General features: G+C 63.5%; 21 protein-coding genes. 4 read left to right on the top strand and 17 right to left on the bottom strand.

Translation table 11 applies throughout. From position 1 onward, the window contains the following. The first annotated feature begins 288 nt into the window (after positions 1-288). A complete protein-coding gene (locus ETC27_RS13015) occupies positions 289-1,365 on the top strand; it encodes a 3-deoxy-7-phosphoheptulonate synthase (protein WP_136255423.1) in 1,077 nt (358 codons plus the stop codon). 135 nt (positions 1,366-1,500) lie between these two features. Here ETC27_RS13015 and ETC27_RS13010 read toward each other — a convergent pair whose 3' ends face one another. The 4 genes from ETC27_RS13010 to rhlB all read right to left on the bottom strand — a co-directional run bounded on the left by ETC27_RS13010 (position 1,501) and on the right by rhlB (position 6,417). Then, entirely contained in the window at positions 1,501-1,950 is a 450-nt protein-coding gene (locus ETC27_RS13010) for a hypothetical protein (RefSeq protein WP_136255422.1), read from the bottom strand. Between the two features lie 85 nt (positions 1,951-2,035). Further along, positions 2,036-2,896 (bottom strand): Nmad3 family putative nucleotide modification protein, encoded by an 861-nt coding sequence (locus tag ETC27_RS13005; protein WP_136255421.1) that lies wholly within the window; start codon positions 2,894-2,896, stop codon positions 2,036-2,038. 75 nt (positions 2,897-2,971) lie between these two features. Next, positions 2,972-5,113, bottom strand: coding sequence for an ATP-dependent DNA helicase DinG (gene dinG / locus ETC27_RS13000; RefSeq protein ID WP_136255420.1), 2,142 nt, complete (start codon positions 5,111-5,113; stop codon positions 2,972-2,974). 29 nt (positions 5,114-5,142) lie between these two features. Further along, complete coding sequence (gene rhlB, locus ETC27_RS12995; RefSeq protein WP_136255419.1) at positions 5,143-6,417, bottom strand: ATP-dependent RNA helicase RhlB; 1,275 nt, start codon at positions 6,415-6,417, stop codon at positions 5,143-5,145. A 242-nt stretch (positions 6,418-6,659) separates the two neighbouring features. On the opposite strand from rhlB, the gene ETC27_RS12990 reads away from it, so the two are divergent. Both ETC27_RS12990 and xthA read left to right on the top strand, forming a co-directional pair. After that, entirely contained in the window at positions 6,660-6,905 is a 246-nt protein-coding gene (locus ETC27_RS12990; RefSeq protein WP_136255418.1) for a hypothetical protein, read from the top strand. Then, positions 6,905-7,720, top strand: coding sequence for an exodeoxyribonuclease III (gene xthA / locus ETC27_RS12985; protein WP_136255417.1), 816 nt, complete (start codon positions 6,905-6,907; stop codon positions 7,718-7,720). Before ETC27_RS12990 ends, xthA begins: the two co-directional genes overlap by 1 nt. A gap of 156 nt (positions 7,721-7,876) precedes the next feature. Here the strand turns inward: xthA and ETC27_RS12980 are convergent, their stop codons facing one another. The 8 genes from ETC27_RS12980 to ETC27_RS12940 form a co-directional block, all read right to left on the bottom strand. Then, on the bottom strand, positions 7,877-9,025 hold the full coding sequence (locus ETC27_RS12980; RefSeq protein ID WP_136255416.1) for a tetratricopeptide repeat protein: 1,149 nt from the start codon (positions 9,023-9,025) through the stop codon (positions 7,877-7,879). An 11-nt stretch (positions 9,026-9,036) separates the two neighbouring features. Then, positions 9,037-9,795: an energy transducer TonB gene (locus ETC27_RS12975; RefSeq protein WP_136255415.1), complete on the bottom strand. Its 759-nt coding sequence runs from the start codon at positions 9,793-9,795 to the stop codon at positions 9,037-9,039. Continuing rightward, positions 9,795-10,202, bottom strand: a complete 408-nt coding sequence (locus ETC27_RS12970; protein WP_136255414.1) for an ExbD/TolR family protein — start codon at positions 10,200-10,202, stop codon at positions 9,795-9,797. The genes ETC27_RS12975 and ETC27_RS12970 overlap by 1 nt, the downstream gene beginning before the upstream one ends. Beyond that, positions 10,195-10,728, bottom strand: a complete 534-nt coding sequence (locus tag ETC27_RS12965) for a MotA/TolQ/ExbB proton channel family protein (protein WP_136255413.1) — start codon at positions 10,726-10,728, stop codon at positions 10,195-10,197. The genes ETC27_RS12970 and ETC27_RS12965 overlap by 8 nt, the downstream gene beginning before the upstream one ends. After that, positions 10,712-12,100 carry a MotA/TolQ/ExbB proton channel family protein gene (locus ETC27_RS12960; RefSeq protein ID WP_240724907.1) on the bottom strand — a complete coding sequence of 463 codons (1,389 nt, stop codon included), beginning with the start codon at positions 12,098-12,100 and terminating at the stop codon, positions 10,712-10,714. The genes ETC27_RS12965 and ETC27_RS12960 overlap by 17 nt, the downstream gene beginning before the upstream one ends. Beyond that, a complete protein-coding gene (locus ETC27_RS12955; protein ID WP_240724906.1) occupies positions 12,097-12,966 on the bottom strand; it encodes a DUF3450 domain-containing protein in 870 nt (289 codons plus the stop codon). The genes ETC27_RS12960 and ETC27_RS12955 overlap by 4 nt, the downstream gene beginning before the upstream one ends. A 360-nt stretch (positions 12,967-13,326) precedes the next feature. Continuing rightward, the gene (locus tag ETC27_RS12945; RefSeq protein WP_136255412.1) at positions 13,327-14,265 is read right to left on the bottom strand and encodes an electron transfer flavoprotein subunit alpha/FixB family protein; all 939 of its coding nucleotides are present in this window, start codon (positions 14,263-14,265) and stop codon (positions 13,327-13,329) included. 14 nt (positions 14,266-14,279) lie between these two features. Then, the gene (locus ETC27_RS12940) at positions 14,280-15,029 is read right to left on the bottom strand and encodes an electron transfer flavoprotein subunit beta/FixA family protein (RefSeq protein WP_136255411.1); all 750 of its coding nucleotides are present in this window, start codon (positions 15,027-15,029) and stop codon (positions 14,280-14,282) included. A 477-nt stretch (positions 15,030-15,506) separates the two neighbouring features. On the opposite strand from ETC27_RS12940, the gene ETC27_RS12935 reads away from it, so the two are divergent. Next, positions 15,507-17,174, top strand: coding sequence for an electron transfer flavoprotein-ubiquinone oxidoreductase (locus tag ETC27_RS12935; RefSeq protein ID WP_136255410.1), 1,668 nt, complete (start codon positions 15,507-15,509; stop codon positions 17,172-17,174). A gap of 295 nt (positions 17,175-17,469) precedes the next feature. On the opposite strand, the gene ETC27_RS12930 is transcribed toward ETC27_RS12935, so the two are convergent. From ETC27_RS12930 to ETC27_RS12910, 5 genes are all read right to left on the bottom strand, one after another. Then, positions 17,470-18,309, bottom strand: a complete 840-nt coding sequence (locus ETC27_RS12930; RefSeq protein ID WP_136255409.1) for a sulfurtransferase — start codon at positions 18,307-18,309, stop codon at positions 17,470-17,472. 131 nt (positions 18,310-18,440) lie between these two features. Next, positions 18,441-20,687 (bottom strand): ATP-dependent helicase, encoded by a 2,247-nt coding sequence (locus tag ETC27_RS12925; protein ID WP_136255408.1) that lies wholly within the window; start codon positions 20,685-20,687, stop codon positions 18,441-18,443. Then, positions 20,684-21,244: a DUF1285 domain-containing protein gene (locus tag ETC27_RS12920; RefSeq protein ID WP_136255407.1), complete on the bottom strand. Its 561-nt coding sequence runs from the start codon at positions 21,242-21,244 to the stop codon at positions 20,684-20,686. Before ETC27_RS12920 ends, ETC27_RS12925 begins: the two co-directional genes overlap by 4 nt. 39 nt (positions 21,245-21,283) lie before the next feature. After that, positions 21,284-22,111 carry a TatD family hydrolase gene (locus ETC27_RS12915; protein ID WP_136255406.1) on the bottom strand — a complete coding sequence of 276 codons (828 nt, stop codon included), beginning with the start codon at positions 22,109-22,111 and terminating at the stop codon, positions 21,284-21,286. 39 nt (positions 22,112-22,150) lie between these two features. Next, complete coding sequence (locus ETC27_RS12910) at positions 22,151-22,486, bottom strand: PilZ domain-containing protein (protein ID WP_136255405.1); 336 nt, start codon at positions 22,484-22,486, stop codon at positions 22,151-22,153. Positions 22,487-22,534 lie beyond the last annotated feature (48 nt).

The raw sequence follows: 22,534 nt of genomic DNA, 5'->3' as shown, positions 1-22,534 counted from the left end.
CACACGTTACTGCATCGCCCGAGGGCCGAGCTCTCGGTGAACACTGGAGGTAAACAAGCAGTCATAACGTCTCTGTGGAAACCTGGTGGCATTCGGTGATGATTATCCGTCAGTGTTCCTGTTTATTGGCATTCCATCAAGCATATGGCATGCCAACGGTAGCGAACGGCTGTGACAACAACATTCGTCGGCAAGTTCCTTATCGCCGTTGATTTTCACAGCCCCCACGGGCGATAGTAGGCGATACTTCATCTTTCCAACGCGCGTAATCACGTCACAGGTAGCGGCATGTCACAACAGCAGGTCAATAACCTCAACGTCCTAGCCCAGGATGTTCTGATCACCCCCGAGACGCTCAAGCAGGAAGTCCCGCTGACAGGCAACGCCGAGCGCACGGTCGTCGAAGGCCGCGAGACCATCCAGCGTATCCTGGATGGCAGCGATCCACGTCTGCTGGTAGTCGTGGGTCCCTGCTCCATTCACGACGTGGATGCGGCAATGGACTATGCCCGGCGGCTGCGCCGGCTGGCCGATGAGGTCAAGGACAGCATTTACATCGTGATGCGCGTCTACTTCGAGAAGCCGCGTACCACGGTTGGCTGGAAAGGCCTGATCAACGACCCGCATCTCAATGGCTCATTCGAAATCGAAGAAGGCCTGCATATCGCGCGTCGCCTGCTGGTGGACCTTTCCGACATGGGCCTGCCGCTGGCGACAGAAGCCCTGGATCCGATCTCGCCGCAGTATCTGCAGGACTGCATCAGCTGGTCGGCGATCGGTGCGCGTACCACCGAGTCGCAGACTCACCGCGAGATGGCGTCTGGCCTCTCCTGCCCGGTGGGCTTCAAGAATGGCACCGATGGCAGCCTGGATGTGGCAGTGAATGCCCTGCAGTCGGTGGCGCACCCGCACAATTTCCTCGGCATCGATCAGGCCGGCCAGGTAGCGATCATCCGCACCCGCGGCAACGCCTATGGTCATGTGGTGTTGCGCGGCGGTAATGGCAAACCCAACTACGACAGCGTCAGCGTGGCACTGGCGGAACAGGAACTGGAAAAGGAAGGCATCAAGCCGAACATCATGATCGATTGTTCGCATGCCAACTCCAACAAGGATCCGGCCCTTCAGTCGCTGGTGATGGAAAACGTCACCAACCAGATCCTTGAAGGCAACCGTTCGATCATCGGCCTGATGGTCGAATCCCATATCGGCTGGGGTAACCAGAAGATCAAGGACGACAGGGCCGAGATGGCCTATGGCGTCTCGATCACCGATGCCTGCATTGACTGGGACACCACCGTATCCACCTTCACTGCCATGAACGAGAAGCTGGCACCGGTGCTGGCCAAGCGTCGCAGCGACTGATCGTTCGATCCCCAGCGTTCGACGTTCAGGGCCTCGATCCTGATAGAGCAACGCCCACACGGCTGGTGGGCGTTGTTTTTTTATGGCTACATCCCCGACCTACCGCTATATGCCGATCTCAAGGGGACGCCAGCCTTAGGCCACGGTGCGGTCTGCGCAGGCCAGCTTGTACTGGACGAAAAAGCGGCTGTCCTGCTCCGACGCCTCAGGGCAGACAAAATACGCGACATCATCGCGTACCGGCGCGGGCTTCAGGTGTTGGCCGTCTTCCCAATACAGCACCGCATGCTTGACCAGCTCACTCAGATAGTCATGATCCCACGGGTAATGGCAGTAGCCATGGTGCTCAGAAAGGTAAGGACTATATTCGCTGGCCAGCGCAGCCGTCGCGTCCTCGTTCTTGTACTCGGCAAATGCCTTGGCATCCTGCTCCGCTGTATCCGGGTCCACGAAGTAGGCCACGTCACGCCTGGGCGGCAGCGCCTGAGGCAAGCCAAACTTCTCGCCCACGGCCGAACACTCGACCACGATCCAGGCCACAAAGTGAGCACCAATCTTGTGATCCCATTTCAATGCTATATACATCTCGACTCTCCCTGTTGATACCGCGGATCTTGGCTGATCGCGCCTCACCGGCCACTATCTCGCCCCATCAAGGAGAAACCAACCCTCACCTGGCTCCTTCGCTGCGGATCAGCTCCCCCGCCCAGGCGATCGCCTCAGGGTAGGCCTCCCCCTCCAGCACGAATTCCTGGCCTCGCGCCACGGCCCTTAGCGCCGCATGGTCCGGGCGGAGGCGCCAGCGACCGGGGTCCGCGTGATAGGACAGCGGCGGGCGGCCATCATCGGGATAGAAGCAGCGCGGCAGCGCCCAGCAAGAGACCGCCTCCGCGCCCGGCGCCGTCAGGCGGCACGCCGCTGACTCATGGGCAAAGACGCCCGCCCCCGGCAAGCCATCGGCCCCACCGCCCAGCGCCAGTCGACGTCGCGCCACATAGAGCACGTTATGAGCCGCCTCGAGACGCTGGCCGTGCGGGTGATCGTGCGCCCACTCATATCCGGCCGGCCAGCCGCCCGACAGCGACACGACCTCCTCGACCTGCATCCACCCCCAGAGGAGATGACACGGCGGTGCCTCGCGCACCCAGCGCCAGGCACCGCCTCGGCGCTCGACGCGCCGAAAGAGGCCGAAGAACAGGAACAGATCACCCGGCCCCACGCCCTGATTGCGCAGATGCCCCTGTGCCTGACCCATCTGGCCGAATAGCGGTCGCCAGCCGGGCCGGCGCGGCAGGCTCTGTGCCAGCAGGTCGGGATCCAGATGGGCGCCCTGCCCGGCCGTGATTCGCCCTCGGGTCAGCTCGGCGACCAGGGGCCCCAGAGATGCTCCCTCATGGTCGATGTGGTGATAGGCAATCGTCGAGCGGGCATCGGGAATGGGCAGCGACAGCAACCGGCCGTCGGGAAAGATCGGACTGGGCACGCCCCCGGCGGCGGTATCGAAGCCCTTGCGACTGAGGATCAGCTTCATGGCGGTACCCGCTGGAACGAGACACTCCACCGGCAACGGGAAATCGACCCCGTTGCCGCCGCAGGCGAGGCGGCCTCAGCCGCCCTGCACCACCCCATCGATCTCACGGGTGAAGGGCGGCAGGCCATCGAGCAGCGCCTGGCCGTAGCGGCGCGTCAGCACCCGTCTATCCAGCAGGGTGATGCGCCCGGAATCTTCCTCCTTGCGGATCAAACGGCCACAGGCCTGCACCAGCTTGATCGAGGCGTCGGGCACGGTGATGCGCATGAAGGGGTTGCCACCGCGGCTTTCGATCCACTCGGCAAGCGTGGCGCCTACCGGGTCGTCGGGCACCGCGAAGGGCAACCGGGTAATCACCACATGGGTCAGATACTCACCGGGCAGGTCGATGCCCTCGGCGAAGCTTGCCAGGCCGAAGATGATACTGCCCTCTCCCGCATCGACCCGGGCCCGATGGCGCTCGATCAGCTCGCGCTTGGGCAATCGGTCTTGTGCCAGTACCCGTTCGCGCTCACTGCGTGGCAGCGCCTTTTCCACGGCGCGCAGCTGGGCCCGCGAGGAGAACAGCATCAATACCGCCTCGCTCTCATCCAGGCCCTGCACGAAATCGACGATCGCGCGCTCATGCCCCTCGCGGTCACCGGGATCGACCGCCTCACGGGGAATGCTCAGCACCGCCCGGGAATAATCGAAGGGGCTGGGCAGACGCTGGTAGCGATAGCGGTTAGCGAGCCCCGCTCGTTCTTGGATCCGCTCAAAGCGCCCAAGGGCGGTGAGGGTCGCCGAGGTGACCACCGCACCGTGACAGCTGCCCCACAGGGTGCGTGCCAGGGTGTTGGCCGCCGAGACCGGGCTCGCTGCAAAAACGAGCTCCGGCTCGCCGCCGACCTGCTCGAAGCTCAGCCAACGCGCCCGGGGCGGTTCCTGGGTATCGTCGACCTCGCTGAAGGCCAGCCACAGGCCGTGGGCCTCCAGGGCGCGGCCATGCAGCAAAGCGATCAGCGGCAGCCAGGGTTCGGCCTGCTCCCGGGGCAGCCCGGTGGACTTCTCCGGATCAAGGCTCTCGCGCAGGATGTCGGCCATGCTCTCGAGATTGCGCGATAGCTCGGCGAAGACCGTGACCAGAGCGCCGGCCTGCTCGCGCAATGGTTCTGGCGCACGCCCCATGTCGAAGCGCAGCTGGCGACTCTCCTCACCGGCGCCATTGGGCAGGTCGGCGAGTTGATGACCGAGCGCGAAGACCTCACCCAGGCGGGGTTCCAGGGCCGCGATCGCCTCGGGAAAACCGCCCAGCAGCCGCGCCAGGGTCGGCTGCACGCCGAGTGCGGTATTGAGTTCGGTCAAGGACTTCTTGAGGGTACGCAGCCAGCGAAGTGCGCCGTTGACGGCGAAGCGATGCGTGAAGTGGCCGATGGCCTTGTCGGGAAGATGATGCCCCTCATCGAAGACATAGATGCAGTCGGAGGGACTCGGCAGCACCGCACCACCGCCCAGCGCCAGGTCGGCGAGCACCAGGTCGTGGTTGGCGACGATGATATCGGCGCTGTCCAGATAGCGTCGTGCACGGAAGAAGGCGCAGGCGCTGAAGTGGTCACAACGACGATTGGTGCACTGACGATGATCGGTGGTCAGGCGCCGCCACTCGGGGTCGGCGATGGCCACCGGCCAGCTGTCGCGATCCCCTTCCCAGCGTCCGTTGCCGTACGCCTCGGCCAGTTCCTTGACCAGACCATGGAAATCGTCGCCGTCACGGGACTCCATGGCCTGCTCGAACAGCGACAAGGTGGGGTTGTCCTCGACCCCATCGAGTGCCTGCTCGAGCTTGGCCACACAGATATAGCGTCCACGCCCCTTGGCCAGGGCATAGTCGAAGTCCAGTCCACTATGCTGCTTGAGCGCGGGGAGATCTTGATGCAGCACCTGCTCCTGCAGCGCCACGGTGGCGGTGGAAACCACCAGCCGCTTGCCGCGCGCCTTGGCCACCGGCAGCGCCGCCAGCAGGTAAGCCAGGGTCTTGCCGGTGCCGGTGCCCGCCTCGAGCACACAAACGTGCTCGTTGGAGGTCCGCTTGCCGTCATCATCGGCCTGAATACCGGCAAGGGTGCGGGCGATCTCGGCGATCATCAGCCGTTGACCGTAGCGCGGCGCCAGCTCGAGGCCCTCGAGTACCCGCCGATAGGCGGTCTGGATGTCGCCCTTGAGCGCCTCGTCCAGCATCGTCGATATCGTCCTTACGGCCTTCGCCGTTACAGCGTGCCTTCCGGGGGATGCTCGCAGGGCAGTTTGTCGTTGATGTAACGCTCGATCTCGGGCAGCGAGAAGGCGTCTTCCTCACCCACGAAGCTGATCGACACACCCTTGGCGCCGGCACGACCGGTGCGACCGATACGGTGCACATAGTCTTCCGGATCTTCCGGCAAGGTGTAGTTGACCACGTGGCTGACGTCCTCGATGTGGATGCCGCGGCCGGCCACATCGGTGGCCACCAGCACCCGCACATCGCCTTCGCGGAAGCGCTCGAGGGTCTCGATGCGCTTGGTCTGCGGCACGTCACCGGAGAGCATCGCCACGCTGACGCCGGCTTCGCGGAGCAGGTCATCGAGCTTGCGCACCAGGTCACGCCGGTTGCAGAACACCATCACCCGCTCGAGGCTATCGTCCTTCAACAGATTGATCAGCAACCGCGACTTGTCCTCATCGCTGACCAGATAGACGCGCTGATCGATATCGGCCGCATTGTCGACGGTGACCTCGATTTCCACATGCGCGGGATCCATCGTCCACTGGCTGGCCAGGTTGAGGATGTCCGGCGTAAAGGTCGCCGAGAACAGGAAGGTCTGACGCTCTTCCTTCTTCGGCGTGTGGCGAATGATGCGCTTGACGTCGGGGATGAACCCCATCGACAGCATGCGATCCGCCTCATCAAGCACCAGCACCTCGACCTGGGTCAGATCGATATCACGCTTCTCATGGAAGTCGAGCAGCCGGCCAGGCGTTGCCACCAGGATATCGACATTCTTGCCCAACTGCTCGCGCTGCTGCTGGTAGTCCATACCACCGACGACACTCGCCACATTCAGCTTGGTAAAGCGTGCCAGTGCCTTGGCGTCCTTCTCGATCTGCAGCGCCAGCTCACGGGTCGGCGCGATGATCAGTGCACGCGGCGCACCGGGCTTCTGACCATCAGGCGCCTCTTCCTCGAGGAAATAGGCCATCATCGAGATAAGGAAGGCAGCGGTCTTGCCGGTGCCGGTCTGGGCCTTGCCGACCACATCACCGCCCAGCAGGGTCTGGGCCAGTGCCTCGGCCTGAATGGGGGTGCAGTATTCGAAGCCCAGCGCATGGATGGCACGCATCAGCGGCAAGGGCAGGTCGAAGTCATGGAAGCGCCACTTGCCCGCGACGGCAGGCACCTGGAACTGGCGTATGTCCCAGCTGGACTGTGACTTGCGCGGCTTGCGGCGACGACGCTTTGGCTTGCGGGTCTGCGCCGGGGCGGGATTCTGTTCCGACTCGCTCATAGGCTGTGCTTAGGTCCCAATAACAGTGGATGTGATGCACTGACGCCAAGGTCAGGCCAGTTCCGGGTGGGGTATTGTACCAGCCCTTGGCCGCCACGGCTTGTCTGGGTGACATCTTGGCCACGTTCGACGCATCCTCACGCGCCACTTCATCAAGATGATCGCCGTTGACTCGGTGAGTCGCTGTTGATAGCGCGCCGTGATTGCTAGAATGGCCGTCGCTCAGGAAAGGAAATATTGTCATGACACGCAGAAAGAAGACTCGCTCGCTGGCCGACAAGGTGCAGCTCCGCACCGGACGGCGCAAGGATTACAAGCAGTGGCGCCACAACAACCCCGATGAGGTGGCGCCATCACGTCGCTTCACCGCCAAGAAACAGGACCAGCGCAAGCAGCAGGCCGCGCGCAAGCTCGAGCGCATGCAAAAGGCGCAATCCATCGAGATTCATCCAGACAAGAACGCTCGACCCGACGACGAGGGCAAATAATGCGGCTGGTGTCGTTCAACATCAATGGTGTCCGTGCCCGCCCGCATCAACTCGAGGCACTCATCGAGGCGCATGCGCCGGACGTCATCGGGCTGCAGGAAACCAAGGTCCAGGATAGCGAATTCCCGCGTGAAGCTCTGGAAGCCTTGGGGTATCACGTCTATTTCCATGGCCAGAAAGGCCACTATGGCGTGGCGCTGATGTGTCGCCAGGAACCCGACGCGGTGTTTTACGGTTTCCCCGACGATGGTGACGACGCCCAGCGACGCATGATCGGCGCCCGCCTGACGCTGGACAACGGTGAACACCTCACCGTATGGAATGGTTATTTCCCCCAGGGCGAGAACGTCGAGCACCCCACCAAGTTTCCCTACAAGGAACGCTTCTACGCCCAGCTGTCACGGCTGCTGGAAGAAGACTGCCGGCCGGATATGCGCCTTGCCATCATGGGGGATTTCAATATTTCTCCCGAAGATCGCGACATCGGCATCGGTGAAGCCAATCGCAAGCGCTGGTTGCGCGAAGGCAAGACCAGTTTTCAGCCCATCGAGCGTGCCTGGCTTACCCGCGTCAAGGATTGGGGGCTGGCCGACAGCTACCGCCTGGTGCACCCGACCCGGGACGACTACTTCAGCTGGTTCGACTACCGCTCCAAGGGGTTTGATCGCGAGCCCAAGCGCGGCCTGCGCATCGACCATATCCTGGTCAGCCAGCCGCTTTATGATGTCGTGACTGACGCAGGCATCGACTATGCGCTGCGCGGCATGGAAAAGCCGTCGGATCACGCGCCGGTGTGGGCCGAACTGGCACTCTAGCCCGGCGCTCAATAGAGACAACGGATGACACGTTTCACAATGCCGCCGCTGTCCCTCGCCTGGCTCGCCATTAGGGCGGGCAGGCTCCCCTCCCTCGCTATCCCCGAGTCTGGCTCCGGACACTGACTCCTAAACTGCCACGCGCTATTTTAGGCGCTAGCGCTGCTCCAACGGGTGCTGATCCAGATAGTCAAGCCAGGCGGCGGCCTGCTCACTACCCAGTGATTGCGCCCGGGACAGCGCCTGATTAGCGTCTGGATCCTTGCCCCACTGCGCCGCTAGCTGACCGAGGTACAACCAGTCTTCGGCCTCACCGCTTTGCTTAGCAACCTGCCGCCAGGCCTCGAGCGCTGACGAGCGCGCCCTGGCCCGCTCATAGGCCCTCGCCAGCAGGCGACGCCGCGCCAGGGTATCGTCAAGTGCTCCTTCGTCCAGCGCGTTGGCCAGAAGCTCCGCCGCTCGAGCGGGTGTGCCTGCCTGCAAGTGGAGTCTGATGCGTCGCTCAAGCGCCGCCTCGCCGCTAAGCACGCCTTGTCGCCAGCCCGCTTCCCATAGGGCGGCGGCATGGGCATCTCGCCCCAGTCGCTGTGCGAGACCGGCCGCCCGCCGCCATGTCGCCTCATCATGGGACGCACCGGCCAACAGGCGCTCGATCATCGTAAGCGCCTTCTCATCTTCACCGGCATGCTGATAGATGCTTGCCGCAAGCATCATTCGCGACTCAGAAAGTGGCTCCTGGTCTGCTGCGGCATCACTCAACGCACCGGGCAGTTTCTCCAGCGTGGCGGCCGCTGACGACCACCGCTTGAGGCGTGCCTGAGCGTTCGCGAGTCGCCAGTAATCGTCGGCCTCACCTGAGTGCTCGTCGAGCCAGGCCTTCAGCAGCTCCGCTCCCTTGGCCTGCTGACCGGCGCGCAGACGCAGGCTCGCCTCCCAATGCTGCCAACGAGACTGCATCGCCGCATCGACGCCCCGCACGCCTCGAGCCGTCGCGATATGCTTAGCTGCATCGTCATAGGCGTCACGGCGAACCGCCGCTTGTGATGCCAGCTGAAGATAGAGCGCTCGCGCCCAGCGGTCGGCATCATTGCCACCCGCCAGACGCTTGGCCTGAGACAGGGCGCGATTCTCGAGTGCCAGGATGTCATCTGAGCCATCCGCCGCCGCCAGGTCCTGCTCGACCGATTCCAGATCGCGCAGGATGCCACCAGGAAGCGACGGCGCCGCCAGGCAGTGAGCGGTCGTTATCGCCGTGAGCAGCAGCCCCACAAGCAGGCGGTAGATGGAAGCAGTCGGCACCTTCATCACGTTAGCCATTACCTCAGTTTGAACTCTAGACGCTGCCGCACCCGCCGCGGCGAGCCAGAGGCCGGAAACTCCCAGCCGGCTATCGCGCGACGGGCAGCGCGATCAAAGACGCGAGCGGGGTCGGCCTCGACGACCGTGATCGAATCACGGTCAACCTCGCCACCGGGACGAATGGTGAAAGCCACCACCACATGTCCCTGCAGACCCCGTCGCTGTGCCCGCGACGGGTACTGCGGGGGGACTTTTCGCGTCGGACGCGGAGCGGCCGTCACCTCTTGAGAACTGGCATCCTCGGTGGCCTCGTTGGCGCTCTCCCCACGTCCATTGGCCGCTGCAACCTCTTGTGGCTCGGCTGGCTCGGTGTCTGTCACAGGCTCGGCCGGCTCGTTCCTGGGTTCTGGCTCAGGCATGGGCTCAGGCGTTGGCTCAGGGTCCGGGCGCTGCTCTTCTAGGTCGGGCAGCGTCATCTCTGATGGCGGTGATGCTTGCGGCTCCGCGGGCAGCTCGGGGTCAGGCAGGCTGATCGCGCTTTGTGTCTGGGGCGCCGGTTCAGGGGCCGGAGGTGGCGGAGCGACCGATGGTGCCGGCGGCGTAGGCGTTGGCGCCGCACTGGCCGACTGCTGAGTCGGCGCTTCGACCATGGCAAGGGATACGGCCGGCACATCGAGTGTCGGCGTGTCGTCCGGCGGTGATACCAGCATCGCCAGCAGGGCGAAGAGGCCACCGACCAGCATGACGCCCCCCAGAATGGCCACCAGGTGACGCATCAGGACGCCTCTCGGCTGGCCGCTACGGCCAGATTCTCGACACCGGCATCCCGCAGGCTATCCATGACCTCGATCAAAAGCCCAGTGGTAGACTCACGATCGGCCTGGATGACCACGGCGCCTTGATCAGTGACAAGCGCGGACACCGTATCGCCCAGACGGTGCAGGTCGACCGGTTGGCCATCGACCCAAACCGAGCCCTCGGCAGTAATGGCGACCATCACCTGCGCATCCGGTCGCGGCGTGGCCGCACTGGACTCGGGACGCTGGATCTCGACCCCGCTTTCCTTGATGAAAGACGTGGTGACGATGAAAAAGATCAGCATGATGAAGACCACGTCGAGCATGGGGGTGAGATTGACCTCCCCTTCGCTACCGTGATCGCCCTCCAGGCGACGCCTACGCATGAGAGTCCTCCGTGGCGCGAGCCATCCGATCATGGAGCTTCTGGTCTTCGCGGCGAATGATGTGTTCCAGGCGGGTGGTAAAAAGCAAGCCGACCACCGCCACAGCCATGCCGACCAATGTCGGCAGAATGGCACGGGCGACGCCGTCGGACATTGCCCGCGCTTGATTGACCTCGCTCAGCGAGAGGCTATCGAAGACACTGATCATTCCGGTCACCGTGCCCAACAGCCCCAGCAAGGGACAGACCGCCACCAGCCATCTGAGCCAGGGCAAGGGGCGACGTAACCGCGCGATCAGCTCGCGGGTCCAAGCCTCCCGCAAGGTGCGAGCACTCCAGCTGACATGCTCTTCGCGCGCCACCCAACGCCTGATCAATGAGCGTCGAGCCCGCCGATACGTGAGACGAAAATACCACCAGCGCTCAAGTGCCAGGCTGAATAGCACCACCGCCACCAGGGCGATGGCCACCAGCACCGGTCCACCGGCACGGAACAACCAGCTCAGTGGTTCAAGCCAGACTGGCATGACGTTCTCGTTCATCATCTGCAGTAAGAGGCTCGAGACGTTCCGCCAGAGCGGCACTGGCGCGCCCCTCGATCACACCGACCAGGTGACGGCTACGGCTGGCAAGCGCCGTATGAGCGAACAACAACGGGACGGCAGTGATCAGGCCAAGTACCGTGGTCACCAAGGCCTGACTGATACCACCGGCCATCATCTGCGGATCTCCGGTACCAAACACCGTGATCGCCTGAAAGGTGCCGATCATCCCAGTCACCGTGCCCAACAGGCCGAGCAAGGGCGCCACCGCAGCGAGCAGCTTGACCAGCGGCTGACCACGCTCGAGTCGCGGCTGCTCAGCGAGCAGCGCCTCATCGAGGCGTGCCTCCAGCGCCTCCGCGGCATGATCACGCGACAGCGATGCGAGGCGGCGAATCACTCGACCCAGTGGATTGTTATTACCCGGATGATTCAAATCGCCGAGCTGGCGGCGCACGGCCAGGCTGACCCGGATCAGGTAGGCATACTGAGCCAGTGCCGCCAGTAGTCCCAATACGCCCAGTGTCACGACCACATAACCGACCGCGCCCCCCTGATGGAAACGCTCGAGCAGGCTCGGCTGCTGGGCGAGCACCTCCATCACCTGGCCCTGGGACGGATCTATCACCACCCGGTCTTCACGACCCGCCTGGAAGTTCTTGAGCGTCTCTGAAGCCGCGCGCGGGGTATGGCCACTCATCGATAGCTGACCATCCGGGCCGGGGCGGCGCAGCAGCTGACCTTCGCTCAACGCCAATATATCGCCAACACGAATGACCTCCCGACGCTCTCGCTCACCGCCGGCATCGGCCACCGGCGCAGTCAATCGCTGGACCTGACCGCTCGCCACGGTAAGCGACATCAGGCTGTCGGCCAGTGCCTCGAGATGCTCAAGACGCGGCAAGGCATCACTGCCCATCCTTGGCGGCAGACTGACCTCACCCGCGGTCAAGAAGCTGTCTGCCAGGTCATCCCGCAGGGCATTGGTCTGGCTTTCCAGCGTGCCGGCGATGGCCTCCATCTCACCGCCCGCCTGCTGGCGCTTTTCAGCCAGTGCCTCGCGGCGGGCATCAAGCTCGCCCTCGCGGACATCGAGCCGTTGGCGATGCGCGCGCGCCTCTTCCAGTTGCGACGAGACCTCGGCCAGACGTGCCGACAGGGCTTCGCGATCCTCGACCAGCGCCGAGAGACGCGCTCTATCCCTTGCCTCAGCGGCTTGGCGCTCGGCCTTGAGCGTCTGGATCGGCGAGCCAGTGGCCTGCTGGGGTTGATCCTGGGCCTCGGCTGGCTGGGCGATAGCCGTCTGCATCAGTCCGAGCGTGATGACGGCAGCACTGATGCCTAACAAGCGCTTCATGTAGCGTCCTCCTCGCCCGAACGCGAGCCCTCGGTGGTAATGCCGACAGAGACAGGCGCGTTTTCGTCAGATACTGACGCATTGGCACCGACCGGCTGGGACACGGGTAGCGTCAGCAACGCTGGTGCACGCTGGTCGTGAGCGATACGTAGCCCCTTGTCGACCTCAGCACGCTCGTTGCCATCGAGTGGCTGCCATTCCATGGCGGTGGTCTTCCACACGCCCCCCTCACGTCCATCCGGTGTCAGGTAATAGAGTCCGACGCGACCGACACGCAGAAAATCGACTTCCTGGGAGAGCGATTCGCCTGCCGACATAGACTTGCTTGACGACATAGTTGAGCGGCCACTCGACGGGGCAGCGTCCAGAAGACCGCGCCAGGCATCCAGTTCTCGCCCATAGTCGAGCTCAGTGCGCCAGGCGGCCAGCACGCGCTCAAGCGCTTCGCCGTAACTGACCTCGGCGTTGGCGAGCAGGGACTCAAGGCTATCTACCCGCGCCATGCGCTCCTGCTTGAGAAAGGGCAAATCCGCCTCGACCCACTGGCGCAGTCGCTTCACCAGGTCGTGGAGCATCCCCGGCAACGCCTCGCGGGTGTCCCCCAAAGCATTGAGTGCCGCTTCGCGGTCATCTAGCGTCGCGGCCTGCTGGTCCAGGCGCGGGGCCATATCACGGTTGTAGCCCGTCAACTGACGCAATTCCGCCTGCTTCTGCCGCAGCGCCTTGATATCGGCGCGAGTTTTCTCGTCAGCGGCATCGATACGTGCCTGCAGTTCAGCCTGCGACTGCTCGGCAGAAAGGGTCTCATCGAGAAGTTTTTCATTAGCCAAGGCAGGTACGGTCGGCATTGCCAGCGCAAGCGCCAAGATCCATCTCGTTCGCCACCGTTTGGGGGTATGTCGCACCACGCTCTCCCATTGATCCTTGCCGCAAGTGGATGAAACGCTACCTCAAATAGCAACAATTATCAATAACAAGCATGACTTGATGCCCCTCTGCGCCTATCGACGCCTTCTCTCATCCTTTCGCATAAAAAAACCGGCCTCCCCGAAGGAAGGCCGGTCGTAGATGCTCAATCAGCGGCAATGGTTTAGCGCTTGGCAGCTTTCAGCAACCACTAATACTCATCGCCTTACAGCTTGCTTTCAAGCTCCGGCAGCACCTGGAACAGATCACCGACCAGGCCGCAGACTATCGAAGGCGCTACCTGAAAGACCACGCGTTCATCACAGCTTGCTCTCTAGCTCCGGCAACACCTGGAACAGATCACCGACCAAGCCATAATCTGCTACCTGAAAGATCGGCGCTTCGTCATCCTGGTTGATGGCGACAATCACCTTGGAATCCTTCATGCCGGCCAGGTGCTGGATGGCACCACTGATGCCTACCGCGATATACAAATCCGGGGCAACGATCTTGCCCGTCTGGCCAACCTGCATATCGTTGGGCACATAGCCTGCATCCACCGCAGCACGCGAGGCACCGATAGCGGCACCCAGCTTGTCGGCGATACCGTCGAGCAGCTTGAAGTTCTCGCCATTGCCCATGCCGCGACCACCGGAGATGACCACTTTCGCAGCGCCAAGTTCAGGCCTATCGCTCTGGGCCAGATCTTCCTTGATGAAGGTTGACTGGCTATTTTCCACCACCGTGTCGATCGCCTCGATGCTGGCACTGCCCTCGCCATTCACAGCATCGAAGCCGGTCGAGCGCACGGTGAGCACCTTGAGGACATCGTCGCTCTTGACGGTGGCGATGGCGTTGCCGGCATAGATGGGTCGGCTGAAGGTATCGGCGCTTTCGACGGCGATGACGTCGGAGAGCTGGGACACATCCTTCAGGGCGGCCAGACGCGGCATCACGTTCTTGCCGGTGGTCGAGGCGCTGGCCAGCACGTGGCTGTAGTCACCGGCTAGCTCGACCAGCAGCGCGCCGAGTGGCTCCGCCAGCTGGTGGGCATAGACGGCATGATCCGCCACCCGTACCCGGGCAACACCATCAAGCTTGGCCGCGGACTTGGCGACAGCGGCTACATCTTCACCGGCCACCAGCACGTCGATGTCACCACCGCCGGCATTGGCAATTTCCTGCGCCGCGGCGACCACGTGGGCGGTGGTACCGGCGAGCTGCCCATCGTGATGATCGGCGAGTACCAGAATGCTCATGAGATCAGCTCCTTTCAAAGCACTTTGGCTTCGTTCTTGAGTTTGTCGACCAGCTCATCCACCGAGCCCACCTTGATGCCGCCCTTGCGCTCGGCCGGCGCCTCGACCTTGACCAGGCTGACCTTGCTGGCGGTTGCCACGCCATAGTCCTCTGGCGTCTTGACGGCCAGCGGCTTCTTCTTGGCTTTCATGATGTCCGGCAGTTTGGCGTAGCGCGGCTCGTTGAGGCGCAGGTCAGTCGTCACGATCGCCGGCAGCGACAATTCGACCGTCTGCAGGCCGCCATCGATCTCGCGAATCACCGAGACTTTCTCGCCCTGAATATCCACCTCGGAGGCAAAGGTGCCCTGAGGAAGACCGGAAAGCGCAGCCAGCATCTGGCCGGTCTGGTTGTTGTCGGTATCGATCGCCTGCTTGCCGAGGATCACCAGTCCCGGCTGCTCCTCGTCGACCACACCCTTGAGCAGCTTGGCGACCGCCAGCGACTCGACCTTGTCGTCGGTCTGGACGTGGATGGCGCGATCGGCACCCAGCGCCATGGCCGTACGCAGCTGTTCCTGAGCCGCCTTGGGGCCCACGGTCACGGCGACCACTTCAGTGGCCACGCCTTTTTCCTTGAGGCGGACCGCTTCTTCCACGGCGATCTCGCAGAAGGGGTTCATCGCCATCTTGACGTTGGTAAGATCGACGTCGGAGTGATCCGGCTTGACGCGGATCTTGACGTTGTAATCGATGACGCGTTTGACCGCGACCAATACTTTCATGGTGTCCTCGCTTTCGCTGGGGGCCTCGTGAGGCGTGAGTCGGGGATGGCGCGATCATGCATCGGCCGCCCCGTTATCACCGATGGGCAGGTCGTTAGATTCTTTCGTTAAGTGCATGATCAACCGACAGATCCCGGGCAGGTGCGTAATCTGCCACAGGGGCCGTGCCGCCACAATGTCGGCGGCATAAATGACCCCAAACCGGCCGGCATTTCATCCTTTCCCACCCGGCATCATTGTCGCTTGAGGGCGCCGTCATGGGCGACCATGACCGTCCATCGCGCCCCGCCATGCGACACTGTCCAGTGAGTATGCTTATCATGGGCGAGACATAGAAGCAAACGACCGTTTAAAATCCTTTCGTGCCGACCAAGGCGGCTACCCGATCGGCCTCTAATCCCGCACAATAGGCATCATTATCTAGCGCGATTTCCGCAGGCATGGCTGGTCGCGGCATCGAACAAGAGGAGAGATCAAGTGGAAGAGCAAGAACGCGAATACATGGATTTCGACGTGGTCATCGTCGGCGCCGGTCCCTCCGGCCTGTCCGCCGCCTGTCGCCTGATGCAGCAGGCGAACGAGGCCGAGCAGGAACTGACGGTGTGCGTGGTGGAAAAGGGCTCTGAGGTCGGCGCCCATATCCTCTCGGGGGCCGTCTTCGAGCCACGGGCACTGGCCGAGCTTTTTCCCGACTGGGAAGGCCGCGGCGCCCCGCTGACTACCCCCGCCGTTCGCGACGAGCTCTATCTCCTCAAGGATGCCGACAAGGCCCAGCTGCTGCCCAATGCCCTGGTGCCCAAGACCATGCATAACACCGGCGGTGATCAGACGCGCTATGTGATCAGCGCTGGCAACCTGTGCCGCTGGCTCGCCGAGCAGGCCGAGGAACTCGGCGTCGAGATCTTCCCTGGCTTCGCCGCTCAGGAAACCCTGCATGACGAAGATGGTACCGTGCGTGGCATTCTGGTCGGCGACATGGGCCTGGGCGCCGACGGCGAGCCCAAGGACGGCCACATGCCAGGCATGGAACTGCGGGCCAAGTACACCCTGTTCGCCGAGGGCGCCCGGGGCCATCTCGGCAAGCGCCTGATCGACAAATTCGACCTGGATGCCGGCAAGGACCCGCAACACTATGGCATCGGCCTCAAGGAGCTGTGGGACGTGCCGGCCGAGCAGCACGAACCGGGTCTGGTGCTGCACGGCTCTGGCTGGCCGTTGGACAAGCACACGCACGGCGGCTGGTTTCTCTACCACGCCGAGAACCAGCAGGTAGTGGTCGGGTTGATCATGGATCTTTCCTACCAGAACCCTTACCTGTCGCCCTTCGACGAGTTCCAGCGCATGAAACACCATCCAGTGCTCAAGCAGTATCTGGAGGGCGGCAAGCGCGTGGCCTATGGCGCCCGCGCCATCACCAAGGGCGGCCTCAACTGCCTGCCCAAGATGACCTTCCCCGGCGGGCTTTTGATCGGCTGTGATGCCGGCACGCTGAATTTCGCCAAGATCAAGGGCCTGCACACCGCCATGAAGTCCGGCCTGGTGGCCGCCGAAAGCGTCTTCGAAGCCCTCGCGCAGGATGACGAGGGCGGCCGGGAACTCTCTGCTTTCACTGAGAAATGGGAAGCAAGCTGGGCCTATCAGGAGCTCAAGGAAAGCGCGAGCTTCGGCCCGGCGATCCACAAGTACGGCACCGTCGGTGGCGGCGCCTACAACTTCCTCGATCAACTGCTGGGCGGCAAGCTGCCTAACGTCCACGACACCACCGCCGATTACGCCGCCCTCAAGAAGGCCAGCGAGTGCGAGAAGATCGACTACCCGAAGCCCGACGGCAAGCTGTCCTTCGACAAGTCCTCCTCGGTGTTTCTCTCCAACACCAACCACGAGGAGGATCAGCCCTGCCACCTGCGCCTCAGCGATCCCGAGGTGCCGGTAAGGGTCAACCTGCCGGAATACGCCGAACCGGCTCAGCGCTACTGCCCGGCCGGTGTCTACGAGATCGTAGAAGACGAGGCCGGCACGCCCAAGTTCCAGATCAACTTCCAGAACTGCGTGCACTGCAAGACCTGCGACATCAAGGATCCCGCCCAGAACATCACCTGGGTGGCACCGGAGGGCGGCGGCGGGCCGAACTATCCGAACATGTGAGGGAAGCCCTGCTCCGGCGGGGTCATGTCATCGACAAGCAACGGCTCGCTTGCATCAGGGCGAAACCCCGACGCTTCGCGAGCCGGCTGACGCGCTCGAGGCGGAACAAGGCCCCTCTTGCCGCCTCTGAATCGACATCCCTGTCGATTCGCGCTACCCATCGCGCTACGCGACGGCGCCCTGTCGAAATCGCTCGCCTTGCTTGTCCATGCCGCCCAGAGCGGGTACCAAGAAAACGCCCCGCAGGCACTCGGCCTGCGGGGCGTTTTCTTACGTCTTGCGGGCGTCGCCGGGCTCAATCGCCGTTGGCGATGGGTCGGTCGGGGTCTCGAATCCAGTCGCTCCAGGAGCCGGCGTAGAGGCGCGGCAACGTGCGGCCAGCGATGGCGTAGGCGAGGATATCGTGGCAGGCGGAGACCCCGGAGCCGCAGTAGGCGATTAGGCCGTCGGCCGCCCGAGCATCGACCTTCGGCAGTTCGGCGGCAAGCTGCGCGGCCGACTTGAACTGTCCATCGGCGTCCAGGTTGTCGGCGCTGGGCCGGCACTCGGCGCCGGGGATATGACCGGCCACCGGGTCGATGGGCTCGACCTCGCCGCGAAAACGCGCCAACGCCCGGGCATCCACCAGCGCCGAGTGCCCCGGCGTGATGCCGGTAGCACTCACCAGGACGCTATCATCAAAGCTCGGCTGCCAGTCGCTGGGCGCCGGCGCCGGCGTTTCGCCTTCTTCAAGCAGTCCCCTATTGGCCTGCCAGGCAGCAAGACCGCCATCCAGCACTCGCACGCTTGGGTGGCCCGCCCAACAAGCCAGCATCCACCAGGCCCGCGCGGCGGCGAGCTGGCCACCCATGTCGTCATAGACCACCACCGGCACATCGGGTGTGATCCCCAAACGCCGGATCACCGCCCTAAAGGCCTCATGGCTCGGCAACGGATGCCGACCGCCCTCGCCTGCCGGTGCCGACAGATCGTGCTCCAGGGCCAGATGCTGGCTGCCTGGCAGGTGGCCGTCCCGCCACAGGGCTCGCCCGGCACTGGCGGCATCGAGTCGGGCTCGACAATCGAGTAGCAGCGGCGGCTGTGACGACATCATGACCGTGGAAAGGGAGACTGAGTCTATCAGCGGCTGATTCATGGCAGGGCTTCTCCGAAGGCTTGATGCGTAAACGGTATATCCCGAACAGACACCTCAAGGCAGGGGTGGAAACATCAGTTTTCCAGTGCGAGGCGCGAAGATGATCGAGCCCCGGATGCTGCCACAGGCGTCTAGTGAGGGACCGTGGCCCTTGGCAGTGGCTCGATCGGTGCGCGGCTGGCGATCAAGCGACGCTTGCCGGCCTGGGCGAAGCGCACCTCGATGATGGGGTCTCGCGGGTCGCCTTCGACAAGGTCCACCTCACCCTCACCGAATACCGCATGACGCAAGCGCTGGCCGACGCGAAAAAGACTACCGGAGGCATTTACTTCTTGCCCCGCGACTTCAGCACCACTCGACTGAGCTCGCGCGGCCACCGGCAAGTCGTATCCTTGCGCCGCCAGATAGCGCTCGGCCAGTGCCGGCTGCTCGACGCCCAGAGGGGCCGGCGCTTCAGCGACGCGATCATCCTGAGAATCACTCTGATTGTTAAGCGCCTCGGCAAGCCGCTGGCAATCCTGCCAGGCGGTCTCGGCGATGAAGCGGCTGGGCCGATGCTCACCACCGTCGTGGAGCATCAGCAGTTGCTCCCGGGCACGGGTGATGGCCACGTAGAAGAGCCGACGCTCCTCCTCGAGTCGCTCGTCGCTGAGCGGATTCTCGCGGCTATAGTGAGGGAAATCTTCCTCATTGGCGCCCCACAGGGCAACCAGTGGCCACTCCAGCCCCTTGGCGCCATGTACGGTAGTGATCAGCACGCCATCCTCGCGGCTCTCGACGGGCTCGCGCAGCAGGGCAATGAAGGCGTCGGGGTCATGGGCGAGTTCGCCGGCCTGCTCGATCAGCACGTCGAGCAGGCGCACGTCCTCCTCCCCCTTCTCGCGGCGCGCCGCGGCACGCTTGAGCACCTTTTCGGCGTCCAACCGCTCGACCACATGCGTCAGCAGCTTGGCCGGCGGCCAGCCAGCCAGGCGCGGCAGCTCACAAAGTAGCTCCCAGCGCCGCTTGAGGTTGCGCCGCTGAAGGGGCTTCAGGCTCTGCAGCAGGGGGTCCTGGCGATCCGGCCAGCACTGGGTCTCGGCCAGGCGCAGCGCCAGGGCACCGAGCCGTTCCCGCGCCACGAAGGGCGTGGGCTGGGCGAGCAGCAGCTCAAGATGTCCGGGGTCCTTGAGCAACTCGGGACGGCGCGCCAGCATCAGGTAGCCGGCCAGGGCCTGGACCAGCGGCAGCCGAAACACGAAGCGATCATCCCGTGACAGGCGGAAAGGAATGCCGGCCCGCAGCATCGTCAACTGTACCGATACCGATAACGCCCAACTGCGCACCAGCACGCAGCTTTCGGCGAGCTTACGCCCCTGTCGTTGCCAATCGATGAGCGCCTCGGCGAGATACGCGCCTCCCTGCGCCACCTGAAGCGTGGTGGTCGGATTGTCGGGCGTGGCAAGGCACAGCTGATCCGGGCGCCGCCGATTGGCGGCGATGGCATGGTTGGCGGCAAGGGCCAGGGCATGACCATGACGAAAAGTGGTCGACAGCGGATAGTCATGCGCCTCGCCGAAGGTGGCCGTGAAGTCATCGAGCATGGTGTCGGGCCGGGCCCCGCGCCATTCGTAGATGCACTGATTGGCATCCCCGACCGCCATCACCGCAGCGGTGTCGCCGGCCAGCAGGGCCAGCAGCCGCTGCTGGGCGGCGTTGATATCCTGATACTCGTCGATGATGACCTGATCGAGGAACCCCTGCACCCGTGCCTTGAGTGCCGGCTCTCGCTCCAGTGCCTTGAGCGGGCGATATAAAAGATCGGCGTAGGTCATCTGCCGATGGTCGGCGAGCAGCGTCTCGACGGTGTCGAAGGCCTCGACGAAGTGCCCGGTATCAACGCCATAGTCGAGGCGCTCGTGAAGCTCGCCGGGGTCGGCAAGCTCGGCCTTGACCAGCTCGCAGAAGTGGCCGAAGGCCTCCAGGCGCTCAGGTTCCAGCGCATCTTCCAGGCGTGTCTGGTCGCCAGACAGGGTCTGCTGCACGGCCTGGCGCAGCAGCCGCTCGCGCTGCCAGTCGGCGGCCAATAGTTGTCGCGGTGTCAGAGCTCCCCAGCGGGTCAGGCTCTGGGTCAGGCGATGCCCCAAAGAGTGAAAGGTGCGAACATCGGGCAGCGCCATGCCGGCCGGCGCCCGGGCGACGAGCTTGGCGGTGAAATCCTCACGGGCGGCGCGATTGAACATCAACACCAGCATCCGCTTGGGCGGCGCGCCCGAGGCAAGCAGGTGCAGCACCCGTGCCACCAGGGTGGTGGTCTTGCCGGCACCGGCCACGGCGGCCACCCGAGCATGCCCGCCCGGGTGGCCGACCACCGCCTGCTGCTCCGGGGTCAGCCTCACGCGCCCTCCTCGGAAAAGCGTCCCAGCGGCTGCCAGACACCAGCACTCTCGATGCCCAGCTCTTGCGCAGGCGTCTCGACACCCGTGATCTCGCGGGTCTGCGCCTGCTCGATCAACCGATAGTAGACGTTACGATGCAGCCGCGCCGACAAGCCGAAGCGCACCGGCACAGAAGGAATATCGTGATCCAGCCTCAGCCGGTGATGCTCGTCAAGGATCAGGCGGTCGCCGACGTTGGTGGTCAGGGTCCAGACATTGTCATGATGGTCGGCATCGACAACCTGAAAGGGGCAATCTTCGACCTCGATGCGCCATTTTTCTACCGGCGTCAGCAGGTAATGCTCACCGTCTTCCTCGCGACGCAGAAGGGTCGACAGTAGCCGGACCAATCGCCCCCGCGTGATAGGCTCACCTTCATGCCACCAGCGGCCATCGGCACGGATGCACAGGTTCATCTCTCCCGACAGCGCCGGATGCCAATCCTCGAGCGGCGGAATGGCGCCCTCGCCTTCGATGTACTCAAGAAGCGGCGCTAGCGGCGGGTAATCGATCGGCATAAGGTTTCCTTCTCGGCGGCGACAGACTCGACAAGACGGTCATATCAGACCGGATTCTGCCAGCGACTCTCGCACGTCAGTCGGTGCTTCCGGTACGGCGGCCTTGAACAGTCGATAGAAGTTAGCGGTGGTCTGCATGGCGACCTCGTCGACACTGATGCCTCGCTCCTTGGCAATGCACTCAGCCACCTCGACGACCCACTGCGGCTCATTGGGCTTGCCGCGGTGTGGCACCGGCGCCAGATAAGGGCTATCGGTCTCGATCAGCAGCCGATCCAACGGCACCTGGCTGGCAAGCTCGCGGATCGCCTTGGCATTTCGAAACGTCACGATACCGGACAGCGAAATGAAGAAGCCATGACGCACCGCTTCCCGCGCCATATCCAGGTCCTCGGTGAAGCAGTGCAGAACACCGCCAATGGCGGGATCGGTGTGCTCGCGGATCAGCGCCAGGGTGTCCTCGCGGGCCTCGCGAGTATGGATGATCACCGGTAGCTCGAGCTCATTGGCCGCTATCAGATGGCGGCGAAAGCGCTCGTATTGCACCTCCTGAGCGACACCGTCGTAATGATAGTCCAGCCCGGTCTCGCCGATGGCGACTGCCTCATAGCGTTCGGCACAGTCCTTGATGGCGGCGACTGTCGGCTCTTCGGCCACGCTATGCAGGGGGTGCACGCCGGCAGATATCACGACGTCTGCATGGTCGCGGGCGATATCGGCGAGGCCGGGCACGTCTTCAAGGGTCACGGCGATCGCCAGGAACTGGCGCACATGACGCGCACGCGCCGCCTCGAGGGCAGCGTTCAGATCACCATCATGGGCACTCAGGTCAAGGCGGTCGAGATGGCAGTGGGAATCGACAAACATGGGTCACTCGGTCAGCGAAAAGGGGAAAACGGGAAGATGCTACAGCGTATAGGTGGTGGCACCCTTGTCGAGCTGGCCAGCCAGCAGTGTCTCGATACGGTCGCGTACGCTCTGATCCTCGGCGCGAAAATGCAGGCCAACCCCTGGCACCCGCCGACCCGAGACACCGGGAGGCGACACCCAGACTACTTGCCCCGTCACCGGGTAGCGCTCTTCGTCACCGGGCAGGGTCAGCAGCAACAGGATTTCCTGATCGAGCGTATAGCGCTCACGGGTTGGCACGAAGATACCGCCTCTCACCAGAGAAGGCATATAGGCCGACAGCAGCGTCGGCAAATCCTGAATCGTCAGTGACAACGCTTTCTGACCGGCCATAGCGGCTCCTCAAGATGGCAATGTGACCCTAGACGAAATATAGCATCG

Origin of the sequence: Onishia niordana, assembly GCF_004798965.1 — a bacterium.
GTDB lineage: Bacteria > Pseudomonadota > Gammaproteobacteria > Pseudomonadales > Halomonadaceae > Onishia > Onishia niordana.
Note: the sequence above shows the minus strand (reverse complement) of the source record. Positions and strands in the feature narration are given on the sequence as shown.

Bases quoted from the DNA above. Each gene is read 5' to 3' on its own strand.
- ETC27_RS12940 (WP_136255411.1), bottom strand. From the start codon at position 15,029: ATGAAAGTATTGGTCGCGGTCAAACGCGTCATCGATTACAACGTCAAG.
- ETC27_RS13015 (WP_136255423.1), top strand. From the start codon at position 289: ATGTCACAACAGCAGGTCAATAACCTCAACGTCCTAGCCCAGGATGTT.
- ETC27_RS12980 (WP_136255416.1), bottom strand. From the start codon at position 9,025: ATGAAGGTGCCGACTGCTTCCATCTACCGCCTGCTTGTGGGGCTGCTG.
- ETC27_RS12960 (WP_240724907.1), bottom strand. From the start codon at position 12,100: ATGAAGCGCTTGTTAGGCATCAGTGCTGCCGTCATCACGCTCGGACTG.
- ETC27_RS13005 (WP_136255421.1), bottom strand. From the start codon at position 2,896: ATGAAGCTGATCCTCAGTCGCAAGGGCTTCGATACCGCCGCCGGGGGC.
- ETC27_RS12910 (WP_136255405.1), bottom strand. From the start codon at position 22,486: ATGGCCGGTCAGAAAGCGTTGTCACTGACGATTCAGGATTTGCCGACG.
- ETC27_RS12970 (WP_136255414.1), bottom strand. From the start codon at position 10,202: ATGCGTAGGCGTCGCCTGGAGGGCGATCACGGTAGCGAAGGGGAGGTC.
- ETC27_RS13010 (WP_136255422.1), bottom strand. From the start codon at position 1,950: ATGTATATAGCATTGAAATGGGATCACAAGATTGGTGCTCACTTTGTG.
- ETC27_RS12945 (WP_136255412.1), bottom strand. From the start codon at position 14,265: ATGAGCATTCTGGTACTCGCCGATCATCACGATGGGCAGCTCGCCGGT.
- dinG (WP_136255420.1), bottom strand. From the start codon at position 5,113: ATGCTGGACGAGGCGCTCAAGGGCGACATCCAGACCGCCTATCGGCGG.
- ETC27_RS12975 (WP_136255415.1), bottom strand. From the start codon at position 9,795: ATGCGTCACCTGGTGGCCATTCTGGGGGGCGTCATGCTGGTCGGTGGC.
- ETC27_RS12990 (WP_136255418.1), top strand. From the start codon at position 6,660: ATGACACGCAGAAAGAAGACTCGCTCGCTGGCCGACAAGGTGCAGCTC.
- rhlB (WP_136255419.1), bottom strand. From the start codon at position 6,417: ATGAGCGAGTCGGAACAGAATCCCGCCCCGGCGCAGACCCGCAAGCCA.
- ETC27_RS12965 (WP_136255413.1), bottom strand. From the start codon at position 10,728: ATGCCAGTCTGGCTTGAACCACTGAGCTGGTTGTTCCGTGCCGGTGGA.
- xthA (WP_136255417.1), top strand. From the start codon at position 6,905: ATGCGGCTGGTGTCGTTCAACATCAATGGTGTCCGTGCCCGCCCGCAT.
- ETC27_RS12915 (WP_136255406.1), bottom strand. From the start codon at position 22,111: ATGTTTGTCGATTCCCACTGCCATCTCGACCGCCTTGACCTGAGTGCC.
- ETC27_RS12930 (WP_136255409.1), bottom strand. From the start codon at position 18,309: ATGAATCAGCCGCTGATAGACTCAGTCTCCCTTTCCACGGTCATGATG.
- ETC27_RS12920 (WP_136255407.1), bottom strand. From the start codon at position 21,244: ATGCCGATCGATTACCCGCCGCTAGCGCCGCTTCTTGAGTACATCGAA.